Here is a 16,139-nt window from a genome sequence, read left to right on the forward strand (position 1 = left end):
ATCCTTTGATTTAACGCTGTTTTATTCATCTATTTTCTCATCAAATACCCACACACTGTTAAGCGGATTTCCTCACTTTTTCGGGTGGGTTAACCCGCTAGCACGGATTTGCTATTATTAACAATGTTTTTTTTTACGAACCGCGAAGACGCTAAGGACACAAAGGGAGAGAAGAGAAGAGGGTTATAGTCTGTAGGGTGCGCCGAAGAACACCGAATATTTATGCAGCTTCTGGGTTTAATTGAATCATTTCCCAAGTAGTATAAGTGCCGATCGCACCCCAAATCACGTAAGGCAAAAGTAACAAAGCTGCGGTTTGAGAAATCGGCAAAACAGCCAACGTCAACACAGCTCCCACAATCTCGCCAGCCCCTCCCAAAATTGTCCCTACTTTGAGACTTTTGGCTCTGAGAGTAGCGGGAATATAAGCAACTGTGACAATTTCTAAAAGCAAGTACAAAGCCATCAACAACCATGTTTTAATGCTCCCTGGCTCCTGTTCCCACACGAAAGTAGCGCTGCCGGCCCCGCAAGCAAAAATCACCGTCCAAATTAACGGAATAGCAGGCTCAAAAAACATCCAATCCGGTCTTTCAAGTTTGACTGCCCAGTTAATATCGCGCAGTTTAAAAAACAGAGTACCGAACGCGACTGAGAAAGTCACGCCGCCGATAATCATCCAAGATTGAATCATGGTTTTCAACTTTCCAATTGCTCGATCGCTCATTAAGTCGATCGTGCCAACTCCCAGCCGAACTTAGATCCGCCTTTAGTAATAACTTTTGTAAAGCCCTATGCAATTATTGCTAACCGCCAGACAAATTCTTAGCAAACTCCTCGCGTCCAGACACCAAATTAGCTGGAACGCCGTTAGGGTAATTTTGCGCGATTAAAGCTTGCAACTTTTGAACTCGGTTTTCAGGGTTGGGGTGAGAACTCAAAAACTCCGGCGGCGCTTCGCCCTTCCTAGCAGCACCGAGGATTTGCATTACCTCAACAATTCCTCTAGGATCGTAACCCGCTTCCGTCATAAACCGAAAACCGAGCTGATCGCTCTCAAGTTCGTCAGACCTACCGTACCGCAAACCGACAACTTGATTGACAGCTTGAGCAATTAATGCTGCCTGCTGACCACCCCCGCGATCGTCGCTAGTAGCCACCCCAACCGCCGTTACCAAAGCCCTGCCCAACTGCTGTTTTGCCAAGTGTTCCGCACCGTGGCGCGCCACAACGTGACCGCTTTCGTGCCCTAGTATAGCGGCCAACTGAGCCTCGGAATTTAGCCGGCGCAGCAGCCCCGCAGTAATGAAAACTTGTCCCCCCGGTAAAGCAAAAGCATTGACAGTTTGGGCATCTCGCAGCAGGTGGAATTCAAACGGATAACCTGCTTGTTTCGCCGCCGAACCGTTGACAACTCGTGCTCCTACTTGATCGATATACTGCTGAATACTTTGGCTGGGATAAAGCCCCCCGTGCTTGGCTGCCATTTGATCTCGCGCCTGCAATCCCAAAACTATCTCCTGGCGGGGAGAAAGCTGCACCCGCTGTCTCTCTCCTGTTACGGGATTTTGTACGTCGTTTGTAAAATAGGTAATTGCCCCAAAAAATGCCATTAATAGTCCGATCGCGGCTCGAAATAAAAATTTGTTCACAGGCTTTTACCTAAAAAGTTTCGCGATTAGACTACTACACTGACAGCTACCTCCACATCTGCCTGAAGTATCAAAAATGGAAAGTTGTTAGAGTTTTTTGGAATATTTTGCGAGCAAGGCTTTTTTTAAGAACCGGGAAGGCGCAAAGAACACGCAGGAAGAGAAGAAGAGAAGAAAATAATAGAAGAAGGTTATAGTTATTAAATCGGTTAAATCTGTTGAATCTATTACACAATTCGTTGCCGAACTTCCTTCGCAATATGTTTCAAGCTACCCGCCGCCGCCTCGCTATTTGGTACACTGCCGTTACTGCTGTATTGTTACTTGTATTTGCCACGGGTTTCTATTTCTACGTCCGCACTACTTTGATCGATCGCATTGATGACACCCTCAATCATGTTGTAGAAGTAATAGAGCGAACTCTCGTTATAGAGCCGCTAAGTTTGCCTAATACCCACGATAAAAAAAATAAATTGCAAGTTAATATTCAAGCCAGTTTTCGAGATAGCACCGATGCTGTAGAAGACGACCACATTGATTTAGAATGGTTCAGTCCTACGGGCGAATTGCTGTGGTCTACTTTATCGGAACCCCTGAATATTCCCATTCATGCTAACCGCACCGGCGAAACAGTTTGGATAATTAATAATAAGTTGCAGTTTGAGGGTATAAATCAGGTCGAAAAAAGTTTGGCAACAGGCCATGTACGGGATGTCACGGATTTAATGGGTAGAGGGAAGAGGGATTTAACCGCAGAGACGCAGAGGGCGCAGAGGGGAGAAAGAAGAGATTTTGATGGCGGTTTGAATGCAGGTGGGCAGGAAAATCTAAATTTAGGTAGTGAAAAGTCGATCGCACAAAATACAAATCGCGTTTCTACCAAACCAATTAGCATTCGGACAACTCAAAACTATTCCCTCAGACAAGTAACGCAGCGAGTACAAATCGGCCGCCAAGTTCTGGGATATTTGCGAGTTAGCCATCCTTGGTTTGAAGTGACAAAACCCATCCGCCAATTAATTCTCGATTTGATTTTGGGCGCGAGTTTAACTCTAATTTGCGTGGCGACTATTGGCTGGCTGCTGTCGGGATTGGCTATGAAACCTGTGCGGGAATCTTATCAGCGTCTCAAACAGTTTACTGCTGATGCTTCTCACGAACTCAGAAATCCGATCGCCACTATTCAAACTAACGTCCAAGTAGCTTTGGCGGAACCGGATATCGAACCTCAGCAACATCAACAGCTACAAGTTATCGAACGCCTTACCCGCCGTTTGGGGCGCTTGGTGGACGATTTGCTGTTTTTAGCCAGACAAGACAGCGGTATCGTGCAACAGCAGTGGATTGAAGTTCCCCTCGATGCTTTGCTGATGGAGGTAATTGAAGAACAACAGGCGATCGCCACAACCCAAAATCTCTCTCTTTCTTTGGAAATTGTCGATCTGCCCAACGCTGAGGACAACTTTACACTGTTGGGCGACTGGGATCAACTAGCCCGACTGTTTACCAATCTCGTCAGCAACGCCGTGCAGTACACGCCCTCTGGCGGTCAAATTGAAGTAGAATTGCAACTCGCAGGTAAACACAAAAGAAATTCGCCGATCTTAAATCCAGCGCTGCAAATAAAAGTAACAGACACCGGCATCGGAATTTCCGCAGAAGCCCTGCCGCATTTGTTCGATCGATTCTACCGCGCAGATCCCGCCCGAACCCACCGCAGCGCCGCTGGTTCCGGTTTAGGATTAGCCATCGCCAAGGCAATTGTCGAAAATCACCGTGGCCAAATCCGCATTGACAGCCAAGTCGATCGAGGTACAGCCGTTACCGTCACCCTCCCCGCCCACAAATCCGAAGCATCTCGCGTCTAAAACTTCCCCTCTTCCTCTGCGCCCTCTGCGCCCTCTGCGGTAAAAAAAATCTCCCCCTCAAGCCTGATTCTTCTTACCTCTGGCCCCAAGCAAGCTGTTAAAATTCAATTCCCGCATAGATTAACATGAACTTTGTTGGAAAACCTCGATCAAACTTGTGAGGAGTTATTTATGTTTCGCCACAATCTACCGTTAAAAAAAATCAGCTTGCTAGCAGCCACCTGCGGAGGTTTACTCGTTAGTCTCGCAACACTTTCCCAAGCCGGCGGCCCCCCGCCCCAACAAGGAAAACCCGTTTCCCAACCCGCAGAGACTCCCGCAGCCACTGAAGAGCCCGTCAGCGAACCAACTCCGGCTGCGAGTCCGGGCCTCAGCGGGATGCCCTCTACACCAACAGACGCGCCTGCCCGCTTCCCCATGCCCAGTGCGCGAGTTACGCCTGCCGAAGGCATGATAGTAATTAAACTGGTGAATACCACCAATGCTGTCATCAATTATCAAATCGTAGGCGTGACCCAGCCGCGCACTCTGGGCGAACAATCTGAAATTTTGCTTCAAGCCCTCAAAGTGCCAATCACCCTCACTTATCAGCGCCCAGACGGCGGATTGGTGCTAGTTCGCCCCCAAGCAACCGCGATGCCGGGAATGTTGCAAGTCAGTTTCGGCGCGACAACTGAGTTGGACGCTGATACAAAATCGTTGCAAATTCAGGAAGATGGCAAGGTAATTTTGAATTAGTTTAACTGTTGACTGTTGACTGTTACCATTCGTGTCAACTTAAGACTCAAATCCATAATAAATATCGTTTATAGTTTAGTTGCGATCCCCCCTAACCCCTCTTAATAAGGGGGGGGATAAGACTATTCTTACCTCCCATCTAACTCCCATTAATAAAGGGGAAAGAGCCTTCAAAGTCCCGCTTCTTAAGGGGAATTTAGGGGTATCGAAACTTCGATACAAACGAGATATACACAGGGTTTTAGTATTATGTTGACACCGATGGGCTGTTACTAATTCCCAATTTCCAATTCCAAATTCCCAGTTAGCCGTCACTCGCCGAGTAACAAAGGAGGTAACTTAGTAAAAGGTAAATCCTCGTTTACTGCATCAATTTCTTGCTGTTCTCTTTCGTTAATTTGACCGATATAAGACTTGAGAATTTGGGCCAGACGGTTGTTATAAAATCGGTGCAAACTATAATTTGGCGTAGCTGGAAAGCCGCGCCGTTTTTTGTGCCGCCCGCCGGCACCCGGATCGAAGCTTTGGATGCCCCGATCGATCGCCCATTTGATCGGCGTATAGTAACAAGCATCGAAGTGCAAGCAGTCGATTTCCTGCAAACTTCCCCAATAACGCCCGTACAGTCGATCGCCCTTATACAAACAAAAAGACATACCCACAGGCTGTCTGTCATCTTCCTTGTCGTAGGCGGCTACAAATAAAACTCGATCGCGATAATTGTGGTGCAACTGTTCAAAAAATCGCTTAGTCAGATACTTGCTTCCCCACCAACCAAATTTGTCGCAAGTATTCTCATAAAAAGCATACATTTGAGCAAACATGGCTTGGGGAATTTCATCGCCCGTCAGCGTTTTTATCAACAAACCAGCTTGATCGACTGCTTTGCGTTCGCGTTTGATATTGCGGCGCTGGTTGGCATTAAATGCGCCTAAATAATTGTCAAAATTTTGATAGCCTTGATTTTGCCAAATATAACTGTGGTGCAGCCAACTGCTGAAACCGTGGCGTTCCATGCGCTGCCGCCATTCGGGATCGACATAAAGGAAATTGCAGCCGGAGATATTGTGGCGATCGCAAAAATGGTCGATCGCGCTTACCATTACTCCCGTTAACTCATCTTCATCTTCCCCCTCGGCAATCAAAAACCGATAGCCTTCAGCCGGAGTAAACGGCGTCATTCCCATCAATTTGGGATAATAGTGAACACCCAAACGTTGGGCTAAATCCGCCCACTGATTATCGAATACAAATTCCCCGTAACTGTGACTTTTGACATAAAGTGGCGCGCAAGCAATCAACTGTTTGTCTCGCCAGACTGTTAAGTGATGCGGTAGCCAACCGGTTTTACCTGTTGCACTGCCCGATACTTCGAGATTGTTCAGCCAATCCCATTCCAGAAATGGAGTTTTTAGTGGCATCGCCAAGGCATCCCACGACGCTTGCGGGATTTCGCCTATTTTGCTAATCCAGGCTACAGAATATTCAGGTTTTGGCTGTTTCAGCATAGGGAGATTTGAGCGTAGAGCGATCGAACTTCATTTAAGTTAATACAATTCTTCGATCGCTGGGAAAGCTGAATGGCAACTGGTGTCAACTGAACCTTGAAACCTGACAAATCTCGCTTTTGTCCAAAACCCGATCCCCCTAAATCCCCCTTAAGAAGGGGGACTTTGATCGCCTCCGGTTCCCCCCTTCTTAAGGGGGGCTAGGGGGGATCGGAGGGCTTAATCGTCAAACCCTAGTCTCCGATTACGTTTGAGCTTCAGTTAGTTCGATCAACCCGATAATGCAAAAATACCTCTTGTCCCACCTGTTTAACCGCCAAAAGCTCCAATTTCGGAGCTAAATCTGCCAAAAAACCCTCTCCCTCCACTGGTGTCGGTGCATCAGCCCCGCCCAAAATTAACGGGCACACCGTCAGCCACAGTTCGTCTACCAAGCCTGCAGCCAGCACAGACGCTACGAGTTTTCCCCCTCCCAGAATCGCCAAGCGTTTGATACCGAAGCTTGCTAGCTGTTGAAACGCATCAATCCAATCAATCTCTCCACCTGCGGTTTTCGCATAGATAATTCGATCAAACTTACTGTTTGTCATCGGGTAGGGAGATGGCAATGCCGTTTCCCTACTGTCTTGCCCCGTCAGCAGCCAGCGAGGTATCGGTTGCTGGAAAAATCGCAAGTTGGGGTCAAATTGGGACGATCGCGAACACACAATTTGCACCGGTTGTGGGAGATTCCCTTGCAGTTCCCTCTGTTTGAGCAATTCCGGCGAAATCACTCTCATCGTCGTCCCATAAGCCTGTAACGTGCCGTTGCCGAACAAAACGGCGTCGCTTGCTGCTACTTGCTGTTCGAGGTGGGCTTTGTCGTTGGCAGAACCGAATCTCGCGGGCGATCGTACTGCATCTGCTATTTTACCGTCAGCGCTGATCGCGAGTATTACTGTTGCGTGAGGTTCAGTCATTACTTATCAGAATTTCGCAGAACTTTTAACTGTAGCAATTCACAACTATTTGTAAAGTTTTTTTTCAACTCGATCGCACTGCTTTTATTTGACGGATAATGTGAGTTTATTTATTTTGCAACGGTAGCGATCGCCCTACCAAAGTATTTACTTTTCTTTACAAACAGCAGACAAAAAACGGCGCGGGAGGTAAAAAATTCGTTGCAGACTTTAAATGCGCCGCGCGATCGACTAGAGTAAAAAAAATGGCTTGATCCGTTTATTCATCGCAAAGGAAAAAAAGCTCATGGTTCAACGCGGTTCAACAGTCCGGATTCTCCGCAAAGAATCCTACTGGTATCAAGAAGTGGGCACCGTTGCTACGGTAGACCAAAGCGGCATTAAATACCCAGTTATCGTTCGCTTTAACACCGTAAATTATGCAGGCGTCAACACCAACAACTACGCCGAAAGCGAATTAGTGGAAGTGGCAGCACCCAAAGCAAAAGCGAAAACAGCGACTGCTGTAGCTTCCGGCGGCAAACAAACCACGCTCGACGAGAAAACTCGGAAAACCGGCAGCGGAGGAGCCCCCTCGCAGCCGAAAACTTCGACGGACAGCAAACCGGGCGCCGAAGTGCCCGGCACCGTCGAAGGTTCGCCTCAAGGTCAAGGAACAGAACAACGCTAATTGTGCCAGAACTGCCAGAAGTTGAAACTATTTGCCGGGGTTTGAATCAAGCAACCCTCGATCGAGAAATTTTGGACGGGGACGTGTTGCTAAACAGCACGATCGCCCGCTCAATCTCTGCGACCGATTTTTTGACGAAACTCAAAGGAAAGTCGATCGCCCGCTGGTACAGACGCGGCAAATACCTCCTGGCAGAACTATCTCAATTCCCAGAAGGAGAAAGAGAGAAAGGGAAAGGGGGAGAATTTAGGGATCAAACTCCAAGCTCTTCCCCTCTTCCTTCTTCCTTCCTCCTTCCTTCAAAAGCCGGCTGGTTGGGCGTTCACCTGCGGATGACTGGACAACTGCTGTGGGTGAACCGATCCGAACCCCTGCAAAAACACGCGCGAGTGCGGCTATTCTTTGAAGGAAACCAAGAATTGCGGTTTGTAGACCAGCGCACCTTCGGGCAAATGTGGTACGTGCCTGCAGAAACCGAGGTTTCCAGCACAGTCATCGGTCTGAAACTTTTAGGGCCCGAACCATTTTCCGAGGAGTTTACAACAGAATATTTGGCCCGCAAGCTGCACCGGCGGGCGCGACCCATAAAAACAGCTTTGCTAGACCAGGCACTGATAGCTGGTTTGGGCAATATTTACGCAGACGAAACTTTGTTTTTGTCGGGAGTGATGCCCACAACTCTGTGCGCGGATTTGACCGCAGAGCAAATTGGGCGCATCCATACAGCTATTATTCAAGTTTTACAGAAGGCGATCGAATCCGGGGGCACCACTTTTAGCAATTTTCTCAACGTCCAAGGTGTCAACGGCAACTACGGCGGCGTCGCTTGGGTGTACAATCGCGCCGGTCAACCCTGTCGCACTTGCTCCACAACCATCGAACGTATAAAATTAGCAGGGCGATCGACTCATTTTTGCCCCGCGTGTCAGCAATAAGCAGAAGGAAGTTCGGCAACGGATTCGCTCGACGGATGTAACGGATGTCAGGAAGAAGGAAGAAGGAATAAGACGGAAGAAGGCGGGAGAGGAAAGAAGGAAGAAGGAAGAACTGATATCTTGTACCCTTGTCAATAAGGTTTTCAGGGGCGGGTGGGACAGCCAGCGCCCAAGAATATTGAACTATTGTGGAACAGGCCGGAAATCCTGTTAAGCGAGAATGGTGCCCGATGTCAGAAGAAAGAAGAAGTCCTTTCCAGCCAAATCTAGATTAAAATTTGTATAGTTTTTTAAACTAAACAAAGCAAGTTATGGCAATCAAGAAAGGCAGTATAGTTCGCGCTGTACGCGAAAAATTGGAAAACAGTCTAGAAGCCAAAGCCAGCGACCAGCGCTTTTCCTCGTATATATTTGAAACAAAGGGCGAAGTGATGGATGTTCGCGGCGACTATGCCTTCGTCAAATTTGGCAAAGTACCCACCCCCAATATTTGGCTGCGGGTAGACCAACTCGAAGATTTTAAGTAACTCACCAAAACTAAACATCACTGTTCTTAATTTAGCGAAGGGTGCACACCGCGCACCTTTCCCCAATTAAGCTGATTGCTAAAATCTAAAATCTAAAATCTAAAATCTAAAACCTAAAATCTAAAATCCAATGAATTCTCCATCAAACCGCGTATCAATTATTGGTGCAGGCAAAGTCGGCAGTACGTTAGCCCAGCGAATTGCTGAGAAAAATCTGGCAGATGTAGTATTGCTAGATATTGTGGAGGGTTGGCCGCAGGGCGTTGCTTTGGATTTGATGGAAGCTAGGGGAGTGGAACGCCACGATCGCCAAATTGTCGGTACAAATGATTATACAGATACGGCCAACTCAAATATCATCGTAATTGCCGCCGGAGTGCCACGCAAACCCGGTATCAATCGGGAAGATTTAATTAAAATCAATGCTCGAATTGTCACCGAAGCCTCAAAACAGGCGATCGAGCATTCTCCCGAAGCAATCTTAATCGTCATCACCAATCCCCTAGATATCATGACTTATTTAGCTTGGGAAGCTGCGGATTTGCCCAAACACCGAGTCATGGGGATGGGGGGAGTTCTCGACTCCGCCCGCTTTGAAACTTTTATTGCCATGGAATTGGGCGTTTCAATTGCTGAAATCAATGCAACTGTCATCGGTTCTCATGGCGATTTGATGGTTCCTTTGCCTCGCTATTCCACTGTCAACGGTATTCCCATCAATCAACTTATGGATGCTGGGGCGATCGATCGACTCGTACAGCGGACTCGCCACGGCGGCGCAGAAATTGTCGAATTGATGAAGATTAGTAGTGCTTATTTTGCACCCGCATCTTCTGCCTGTTTGATGGTGGAATCTATTTTATTTAATCAGTCGCGACTCTTGCCTTGCTGCGTTTATTTGCACGGCGAATACGGTGTGCAAGATATCTTTTTAGGAGTTCCCTGCCGCTTGGGATCTCAGGGAGTCGAACAAGTAGTCGAACTCGAACTCAGCGATACCGAAAGAGCAGCCTTTATCGAGTCGGGCAAATTGGTTGCCGAAAATATTGAGGAAGCCAGGGCGATGCTGAAAACTGCTTCTTAAGCTTGTAGCAATTCGTTGATCACAGCAGTCTGCTGGCCACTTCAATATAATAATTTATATTGAGTATGAAAGTGCGATCGCTCTGTCGGAAGTTGCCTTATCGGATTTCAACCGCGCTTTGATTAATATTATTGATCATGTTTGTTAGGCTATATTTCACAAGCCCAAAAATGGCAGCAAGGAACCGATCGATAAATATAAAATTTACTCTCAAAAACTTGCTAAAAACGCAAAAACTGGCAAGCAAAAGCAGTTGAACTTGGTCTGCGCGACAATACTCTCAGAGTTTCTCTAGAAATTAAAGGAAAAATCTGCCATATTTTCTTTACTACTAAACCAACAGCAGAAGCAGTCGGTTTAGGATTATCTCTCACTCGCGCTCGCATTGTCCAACAACACCGTAGCACTTTAAAGGTAGAAAGCGAAATGCGAGTTTCTACGGAATTTCTCCTTACTTTGCCCAAACTTTAATACTCGCGATCGCCATTTCTATTGATCAAGCTTGAAATACCTTTACTTTAGCCCAAAATGTGATACCCTAAATATTTGTATTATCTAAAATTATTACACTTGTCAAAAATCGCAAAGATCGGGCAAAAAGTCTCCGCGCGTGCGGAAGCTATCCCGAACGCGCGTGCGGGCTCGTTGCGGTAGGGAATCACCCTTGAGTTGAACCCATTTAACCACAGCCTGCAACTACCTCAACTGTTTGACCGAAAACTAACCTCTGATTCGGTGAATTTTAATCAGTTTAAAAAATCCCATCCCTCGCATGAAATAACGAGAAGGCCAGGAAAAATATCTAAAATTTCGGCTGATCCTAAAGATTGTAAAAAATCTAATTTAGGAGAGATAAATCGAGCATTACTTAAAAATTTAGAAAAGGCGATCGCGTAAGTTTAAACAAATTCAAATAAAGGCGTTACCAACAGGATATTTTCTCGCCATAACAAGGAAACCATTAATCGAGTTTGGGGTAATAATAAAAAGGTGACAATTGCAACCCAATGCGAACAAAAAAATGTCAAAATTAGTCAGAGACGCTCCTCCCGCTCGCGAAATGGAACCGGGTTTCTTGTTTCCACTTTCGGAGTTCTCCTGAGTTAATTACGTTAAGAAACCGGGTTTATGTGTAAGTTTTGTTGGCATTATTCCCACTAATTGACAATTAATGTAGTAGCAAATTATGCAACTTTTTCAGTAAATATACGGGAGCTAAGATGGTCGCTAGACCTCCAAATCTCGAAAAAATACGGAAATGCAGTGTGAGTAGCTGCTAAGTGCTAGCAGAATGAGGAGAATATGTTCTTTGCCTTTTTGAGTTACCAGGCTCAACTTGCAGAGCGCTATTGAGATGCCATCAACCTCGATAACCAACCGCAAAATAACTAAATAAAAATCATTATGTTTCATGAATACCTGTATCACGAAGTCAGCAACCTGCGCGAGAAACTAGCTCACCTAGAAAGAGAAACGCAGTCTCAAACCTGGTTCAAAAAGCTGCAGGCGCTGATGGGAGTTATTAGCAAAATTCGTGAATCCCTAGACTTAGAAACAATATTCAAAATCACAGCCACCGAAGTTCGGCAACTCCTAAATGCCGATCGAGTCGCCATCTACCGCTTCTTTCCCGAATCCGAATGGAATGAGGGCGAAGTAGTGTCCGAAGACGTACTGCCCCAATACAGCCCCTCTTTGGGAACCAGAGTCCGCGACAATTGCTTCGGCGAACAATTTGCAGCCAACTACACCAAAGGTTACGTTCAAGCAGTCACGGACATCTACAAAGCCCGGTTGAGCTCTTGTCACCTCAAAATCCTCAAGCGGTTTCAAATCCGGGCAAACTTAGTCGTACCGCTACTGCAAGGGCAACATTTGTGGGGATTGCTGTGCATTCACTCCTGCGGTCAACCCCGCCAGTGGCAAGAAGACGAAATCGAATTTGCCAGACAAGTAGGCGACCATTTAGCAGTTGCCATCTACCAAGCCGAACTGCACTTGCAAACCCAGAGGCAAATAGCAGAAATCGAATCCGCGCAGCAGAAACTCCGCGACAGTGAGCAAAAATATCACCAAATTCTCGATTCGATCGGCGATATGGTATTAGTCAAAGGCCCCAAATCCAAAATTGTTTGGGCAAATCAAGCATTCCGCAACTATTACGGCATGACTGAAGAGGAACTTCAAGGCATCGTAGACGCACCTTTCGCCGATCCCGACAATACTCTCCAGTACGTCAGAGATGACGCCTTCGTATTTGAAAGCGGACAGACTCTGCAAATTTCCGAAGAACCGGTGACGCGCTACGACGGAGAAGTGCGGCTGTTCAGCACCGTCAAAACACCGATCCGCAACGCAGACGGCGCAATCGTAATGACTATCGGCGTCTCCCGCGACATGACGGAACGCAAAAAAACAGAAGAAGCGGTCAAAGCCAGCGAAACCAAATACCGCAGCCTGGTAGAAACCTCCCAAGACATGATTTGGTCGGTCGATGCGATCGGGCGCTATACCTTCGTCAACCCAGCAGTTAAGTACATCTACGGTTACGAACCAGAAGAAATGATCGGTCGGCCCTTCTCCGACTTTGTGACACCAGAACAAAGCCAGAAAGATTTAGAAGTGTTCGCCCGCCTGTTTGCCGGAGAATCAATTTTCCAGTACGAAACCACCCAAATCGCCAAAGACGGTAGCATGAAACATTTGATGTTTAACGCCATCGGCCTCTACGACGAAACCGGAAACTTCCTCGGCACCACGGGCACAGCCACCGACATTACCGATCGCAAGCGAGCAGAAGCAGCCTTACAACACGCCAACGCAGAACTAGAGCGCAGAGTAGAAGCACGCACGGCAGAACTGCGCCAGACTTTTGCCGCCCTCACGGCCAGCGAAGCCCGGTTCCGGACGATCGCGGCCACCATCCCCGGAGCTCTGTTTCAGTTTTGCAACCGGGACGGAGTTTGGCAAGTTGACTACGTTAGCGATCGCATCTTCGATCTCACGGGCGTCACAGCAGCAGAAATGACGCGAGACTTAAATACATTCATTTGTCGCATCCACCCCGAAGACTCGGAAAGCCACCTCGCTTCCGTCAACGAAGCCGTAGAAAATCTTTGTCCCTGGCACTACGAAGGGCGGTTAGTCAAGCCCGACGGTGAGATTCGCTGGTGGCAGGGCGACTCCATGCCCACCCGCAGCGAGAACGGCGAAATAATATTTTGCGGAGTTTTGCTCGACATCACCGATCGCAAAGTTGCCGAAACCGCCATCCGCAACAGCCAGCGGCAGCTCAAAGAAGCCCAGAGACTCGCCCATGTCGGCAATTGGGAACTTGACGCAGCCACCGAAACCCTCACTTGGTCGGAAGAACTTTTCCGCATCTTCGGGCTCGAACCGGCCCCCATCGCGCCCAACATAGCCGAACAGGTAGCTCTGATTCATCCAGAAGATTTGGAATTGTGGCAAACTCAAGTGCAGCAGGGACTCGCAACAGGCATCCCTTTTGAGTTTGACTTTCGCCTTTACCGTCCCGACGGCATCTTGCGACACGTGAACGCCCTGGGCAAAGCCGAAACCGATGTGAACGGCAAGGTGGTAAAACTGTTCGGTACGGTGATCGACATTACCGATCAAAAAACCGCCGAAGCAGCACTGCGGCAAGCAGCAGTCGAGTTAGAAGACAGAGTGAGCGATCGCACGGCCGAACTTTCCCAAGCAGTCACCCAATTAGAACAAGAAATTGGCGATCGCAAACAGGCAGAAGCAGCGCTGCAAGTTTCCGAGCAAAACCTGCGGACGATATTTAACAATGTTTACGATGCTATCTTCATTCACGATTTAGAAGGAAACATTCTCGATGTCAACAATCGAATGTTAGAAATGTACGGAGTGAGCCCGGAACAAGCAACAAAATTATCAATTAAAAACGACTATTCAACACGCAGCAATCCCATTGAGAAAATGGAAGAACTTTGGGAAAGAGTATTAGCCGGCGAAACAGGTCGCGTGGAATGGAAAGCGAGGCGTCCCAACGACGGTTCAACTTTTGATGCAGAAGTGGCCCTGTCCAGAATTAATCTCAACGGGAATCTCAGCATCATTGCCAACGTCCGAGATATTAGCGATCGCAAACAGGCAGAAGCAGAACTCCAACACGCCCAACAGTTTATGGAGTCCGTACTCAAAACCATACCCGTAGGAGTGGTTGCCAAGGATGCCCAAGACCTGCGGTTTGTTCTGTGGAACCCAGTAGCTGAACAGTTACTCGGTTTCAGTGCAGCAGAAGTGATCGGCAAAAATGATTACGATTTTTTCCCAACACAACAAGCTGATTTTTTCACCGCCAAAGACAGGGAAGTGCTCAACAGCGGGCACATTGTAGAAATCGCCGAAGAAGAGATTGAAACGAGGCAAGGAGAAACGCGGATATTTCATACCAAGAAAACAACAATACTCGATGCTGATGGCAAACCGCAATATCTATTAGCTGTCACTGAAGATATTACCGATCGCAAGCGGGGAGAAATTGCCTTGAGGCGATCGGAAGCCCTACTCAGACAGCAAGCCGAGCGAGAAAAATTGCTCAACAACCTCACTACTCAAATCCGCAATTCCCTCGATTTCGACAGCATTATTGCTGTCGCCGTCCAAGAAATTCGGGCTTTCATGCACATCGATCGGTGCTATTTTTCCTGGTACCGCCGCGAACAAGAAGAGGCTTTTTGGGAAATTATTCAAGAATCTCGCAGAAGAGAACTTCCCGATTTAATAGGTTGCTATAAAGCTTCTGACTTCGGCACTATAGGAGAAGAGCTTTTGCGTCTAGAAACGCTGCAAATCGATGATGTCGGAACGCTCGCAGACCCTGTTTGGAGAAGGTCTCTTAACTCTCTGGGCTACCGATCTGTGTTGGCAATTCCGATGCAGGCACTTTCGGGAGTAGTGAGCGTTGTTACCTGCGCCCACTCCGCTGCTGTACGACCTTGGAGCGACAGCGAAGTAGAATTGTTGCAAGCGGTTACAGTTCAATTGGCGATCGCTCTCAACCAAGCCGATCTTTACGCCCAAACTCGCAATAAAGCTCTCGAATTAGAACAAACCTTGCAGAAATTAACCAGCACTCAATCACAGTTAATTCAAAATGAAAAAATGTCAAGTCTCGGTCAACTTGTGGCAGGAGTCGCCCACGAAATCAACAACCCAGTTAACTTTATTTACGGCAATCTGTCCCACGCCAACGACTATACTCAAGACTTGCTACACCTGATCGAACTTTACCAAAATCACTATCCCGATCCAGTCCCAGAAATTAAAGAGGAAGTAGACCATATTGAACTCGACTTTTTGATGAAAGACTTGCCAAAGTTGCTTTCTTCAATGAAAGTCGGTGCAGACAGAATTCAACAAATTGTTGCTTCTCTCCGCACATTTTCCCGCATGGACGAAGCGGAAATGAAAGCAGTCAACATCCACGACGGCATAGATAGCACCCTGATGATTTTGCAGCATCGGCTCAAAGCTAAACACAATCATCCAGAAATTGAGGTGATTAAAGAATACGCTCAACTGCCCTTAGTAGAATGTTATGCCGGACAGTTAAATCAAGTGTTTATGAACATCTTGAGCAATGCTTTGGATGCTTTGGAAGAACGGGATCTGCGCCGTTCTGCTGAGGAAATGCGGCAAAAGCCCAGCAACATCCGCATCCGCACTGAAATATCGCCAGCGGGCAAAGTAATCATTCGGATTGCTGACAACGGGCCGGGAATACCGGAGACTGTCGGCACTCGGCTTTTTGACCCATTTTTTACCACTAAACCTGTGGGTAAAGGCACTGGGATGGGCTTGTCGATTAGCTATCAAATTGTTACAGACAGACACAATGGGTCGCTGAAATGCACTTCTTCGCCGGGACAGGGTACAGAATTGGTGATCGAAATTCCCCTCAAAGCTAATTGTTAATAGGGAATTGGTAAGTTGTAAGTTTTAATTGGCAATTGGCAATTGCGAAAGTGTTACTGTGCATCAGCTTTGTAATTCTCAACCAGATAAATTCCGGTAGCATCGTCGTCGGACGTAAAATTTAGTCAACAATCAGTAATCACGGACGGTACAACCGGAATTGATCTCATTCATCTGCGTTACTCTGTGTTTATCTGCCCTCATCTGCGGTTTAAAAAAGAGAATTTTTAGGAT

11 protein-coding genes and 1 pseudogene are annotated in these 16,139 nt (G+C 47.2%); 8 read left to right on the top strand and 4 right to left on the bottom strand.

The genetic code is table 11. The features are described 5' to 3' along the window. Nucleotides 1–220: 220 nt before the first annotated feature. Nucleotides 221–694 carry a tryptophan-rich sensory protein gene (locus tag QUA77_RS09655; protein WP_333449986.1) on the bottom strand — a complete coding sequence of 158 codons (474 nt, stop codon included), beginning with the start codon at nt 692–694 and terminating at the stop codon, nt 221–223. 112 nt (nt 695–806) lie between these two features. After that, complete coding sequence (locus tag QUA77_RS09660; RefSeq protein WP_333037674.1) at nt 807–1,652, bottom strand: M48 family metalloprotease; 846 nt, start codon at nt 1,650–1,652, stop codon at nt 807–809. 260 nt (nt 1,653–1,912) lie between these two features. On the opposite strand from QUA77_RS09660, the gene QUA77_RS09665 reads away from it, so the two are divergent. After that, entirely contained in the window at nt 1,913–3,520 is a 1,608-nt protein-coding gene (locus tag QUA77_RS09665; protein ID WP_333449987.1) for a HAMP domain-containing sensor histidine kinase, read from the top strand. 171 nt (nt 3,521–3,691) lie between these two features. Continuing rightward, complete coding sequence (locus QUA77_RS09670) at nt 3,692–4,258, top strand: hypothetical protein (RefSeq protein WP_333037677.1); 567 nt, start codon at nt 3,692–3,694, stop codon at nt 4,256–4,258. Between the two features lie 311 nt (nt 4,259–4,569). Here the strand turns inward: QUA77_RS09670 and QUA77_RS09675 are convergent, their stop codons facing one another. Then, nucleotides 4,570–5,766: a GNAT family N-acetyltransferase gene (locus tag QUA77_RS09675; protein ID WP_333449988.1), complete on the bottom strand. Its 1,197-nt coding sequence runs from the start codon at nt 5,764–5,766 to the stop codon at nt 4,570–4,572. Nucleotides 5,767–6,023: 257 nt separating this feature from the next. Beyond that, a complete protein-coding gene (locus tag QUA77_RS09680; RefSeq protein ID WP_333449989.1) occupies nt 6,024–6,725 on the bottom strand; it encodes a RibD family protein in 702 nt (233 codons plus the stop codon). 286 nt (nt 6,726–7,011) lie between these two features. Here QUA77_RS09680 and QUA77_RS09685 point away from each other — a divergent pair, with 286 nt between their 5' ends. The 6 genes and pseudogenes from QUA77_RS09685 (at nt 7,012) to QUA77_RS09705 (ending at nt 15,905) form a co-directional block, all read left to right on the top strand. Continuing rightward, entirely contained in the window at nt 7,012–7,395 is a 384-nt protein-coding gene (locus QUA77_RS09685) for a photosystem I reaction center subunit IV (protein WP_333037683.1), read from the top strand. Between the two features lie 2 nt (nt 7,396–7,397). Next, on the top strand, nt 7,398–8,330 hold the full coding sequence (locus QUA77_RS09690) for a DNA-formamidopyrimidine glycosylase (RefSeq protein ID WP_333185243.1): 933 nt from the start codon (nt 7,398–7,400) through the stop codon (nt 8,328–8,330). A gap of 311 nt (nt 8,331–8,641) precedes the next feature. Further along, on the top strand, nt 8,642–8,857 hold the full coding sequence (locus tag QUA77_RS09695; protein ID WP_015178120.1) for an NAD(P)H-quinone oxidoreductase subunit O: 216 nt from the start codon (nt 8,642–8,644) through the stop codon (nt 8,855–8,857). A 130-nt stretch (nt 8,858–8,987) separates the two neighbouring features. Next, nucleotides 8,988–9,941, top strand: coding sequence for a malate dehydrogenase (mdh, locus tag QUA77_RS09700; protein ID WP_333449990.1), 954 nt, complete (start codon nt 8,988–8,990; stop codon nt 9,939–9,941). 261 nt (nt 9,942–10,202) lie between these two features. Beyond that, nucleotides 10,203–10,412: pseudogene (locus QUA77_RS29285) on the top strand (hypothetical protein); the annotation flags it as partial. Nucleotides 10,413–11,345: 933 nt separating this feature from the next. Then, complete coding sequence (locus QUA77_RS09705; RefSeq protein WP_333449991.1) at nt 11,346–15,905, top strand: PAS domain S-box protein; 4,560 nt, start codon at nt 11,346–11,348, stop codon at nt 15,903–15,905. The last annotated feature ends 234 nt before the right edge of the window (nt 15,906–16,139 follow it).

It is taken from the genome of Microcoleus sp. K5-D4 (assembly GCF_036704575.1).
In the GTDB taxonomy this organism is placed as follows: domain Bacteria; phylum Cyanobacteriota; class Cyanobacteriia; order Cyanobacteriales; family Microcoleaceae; genus Microcoleus.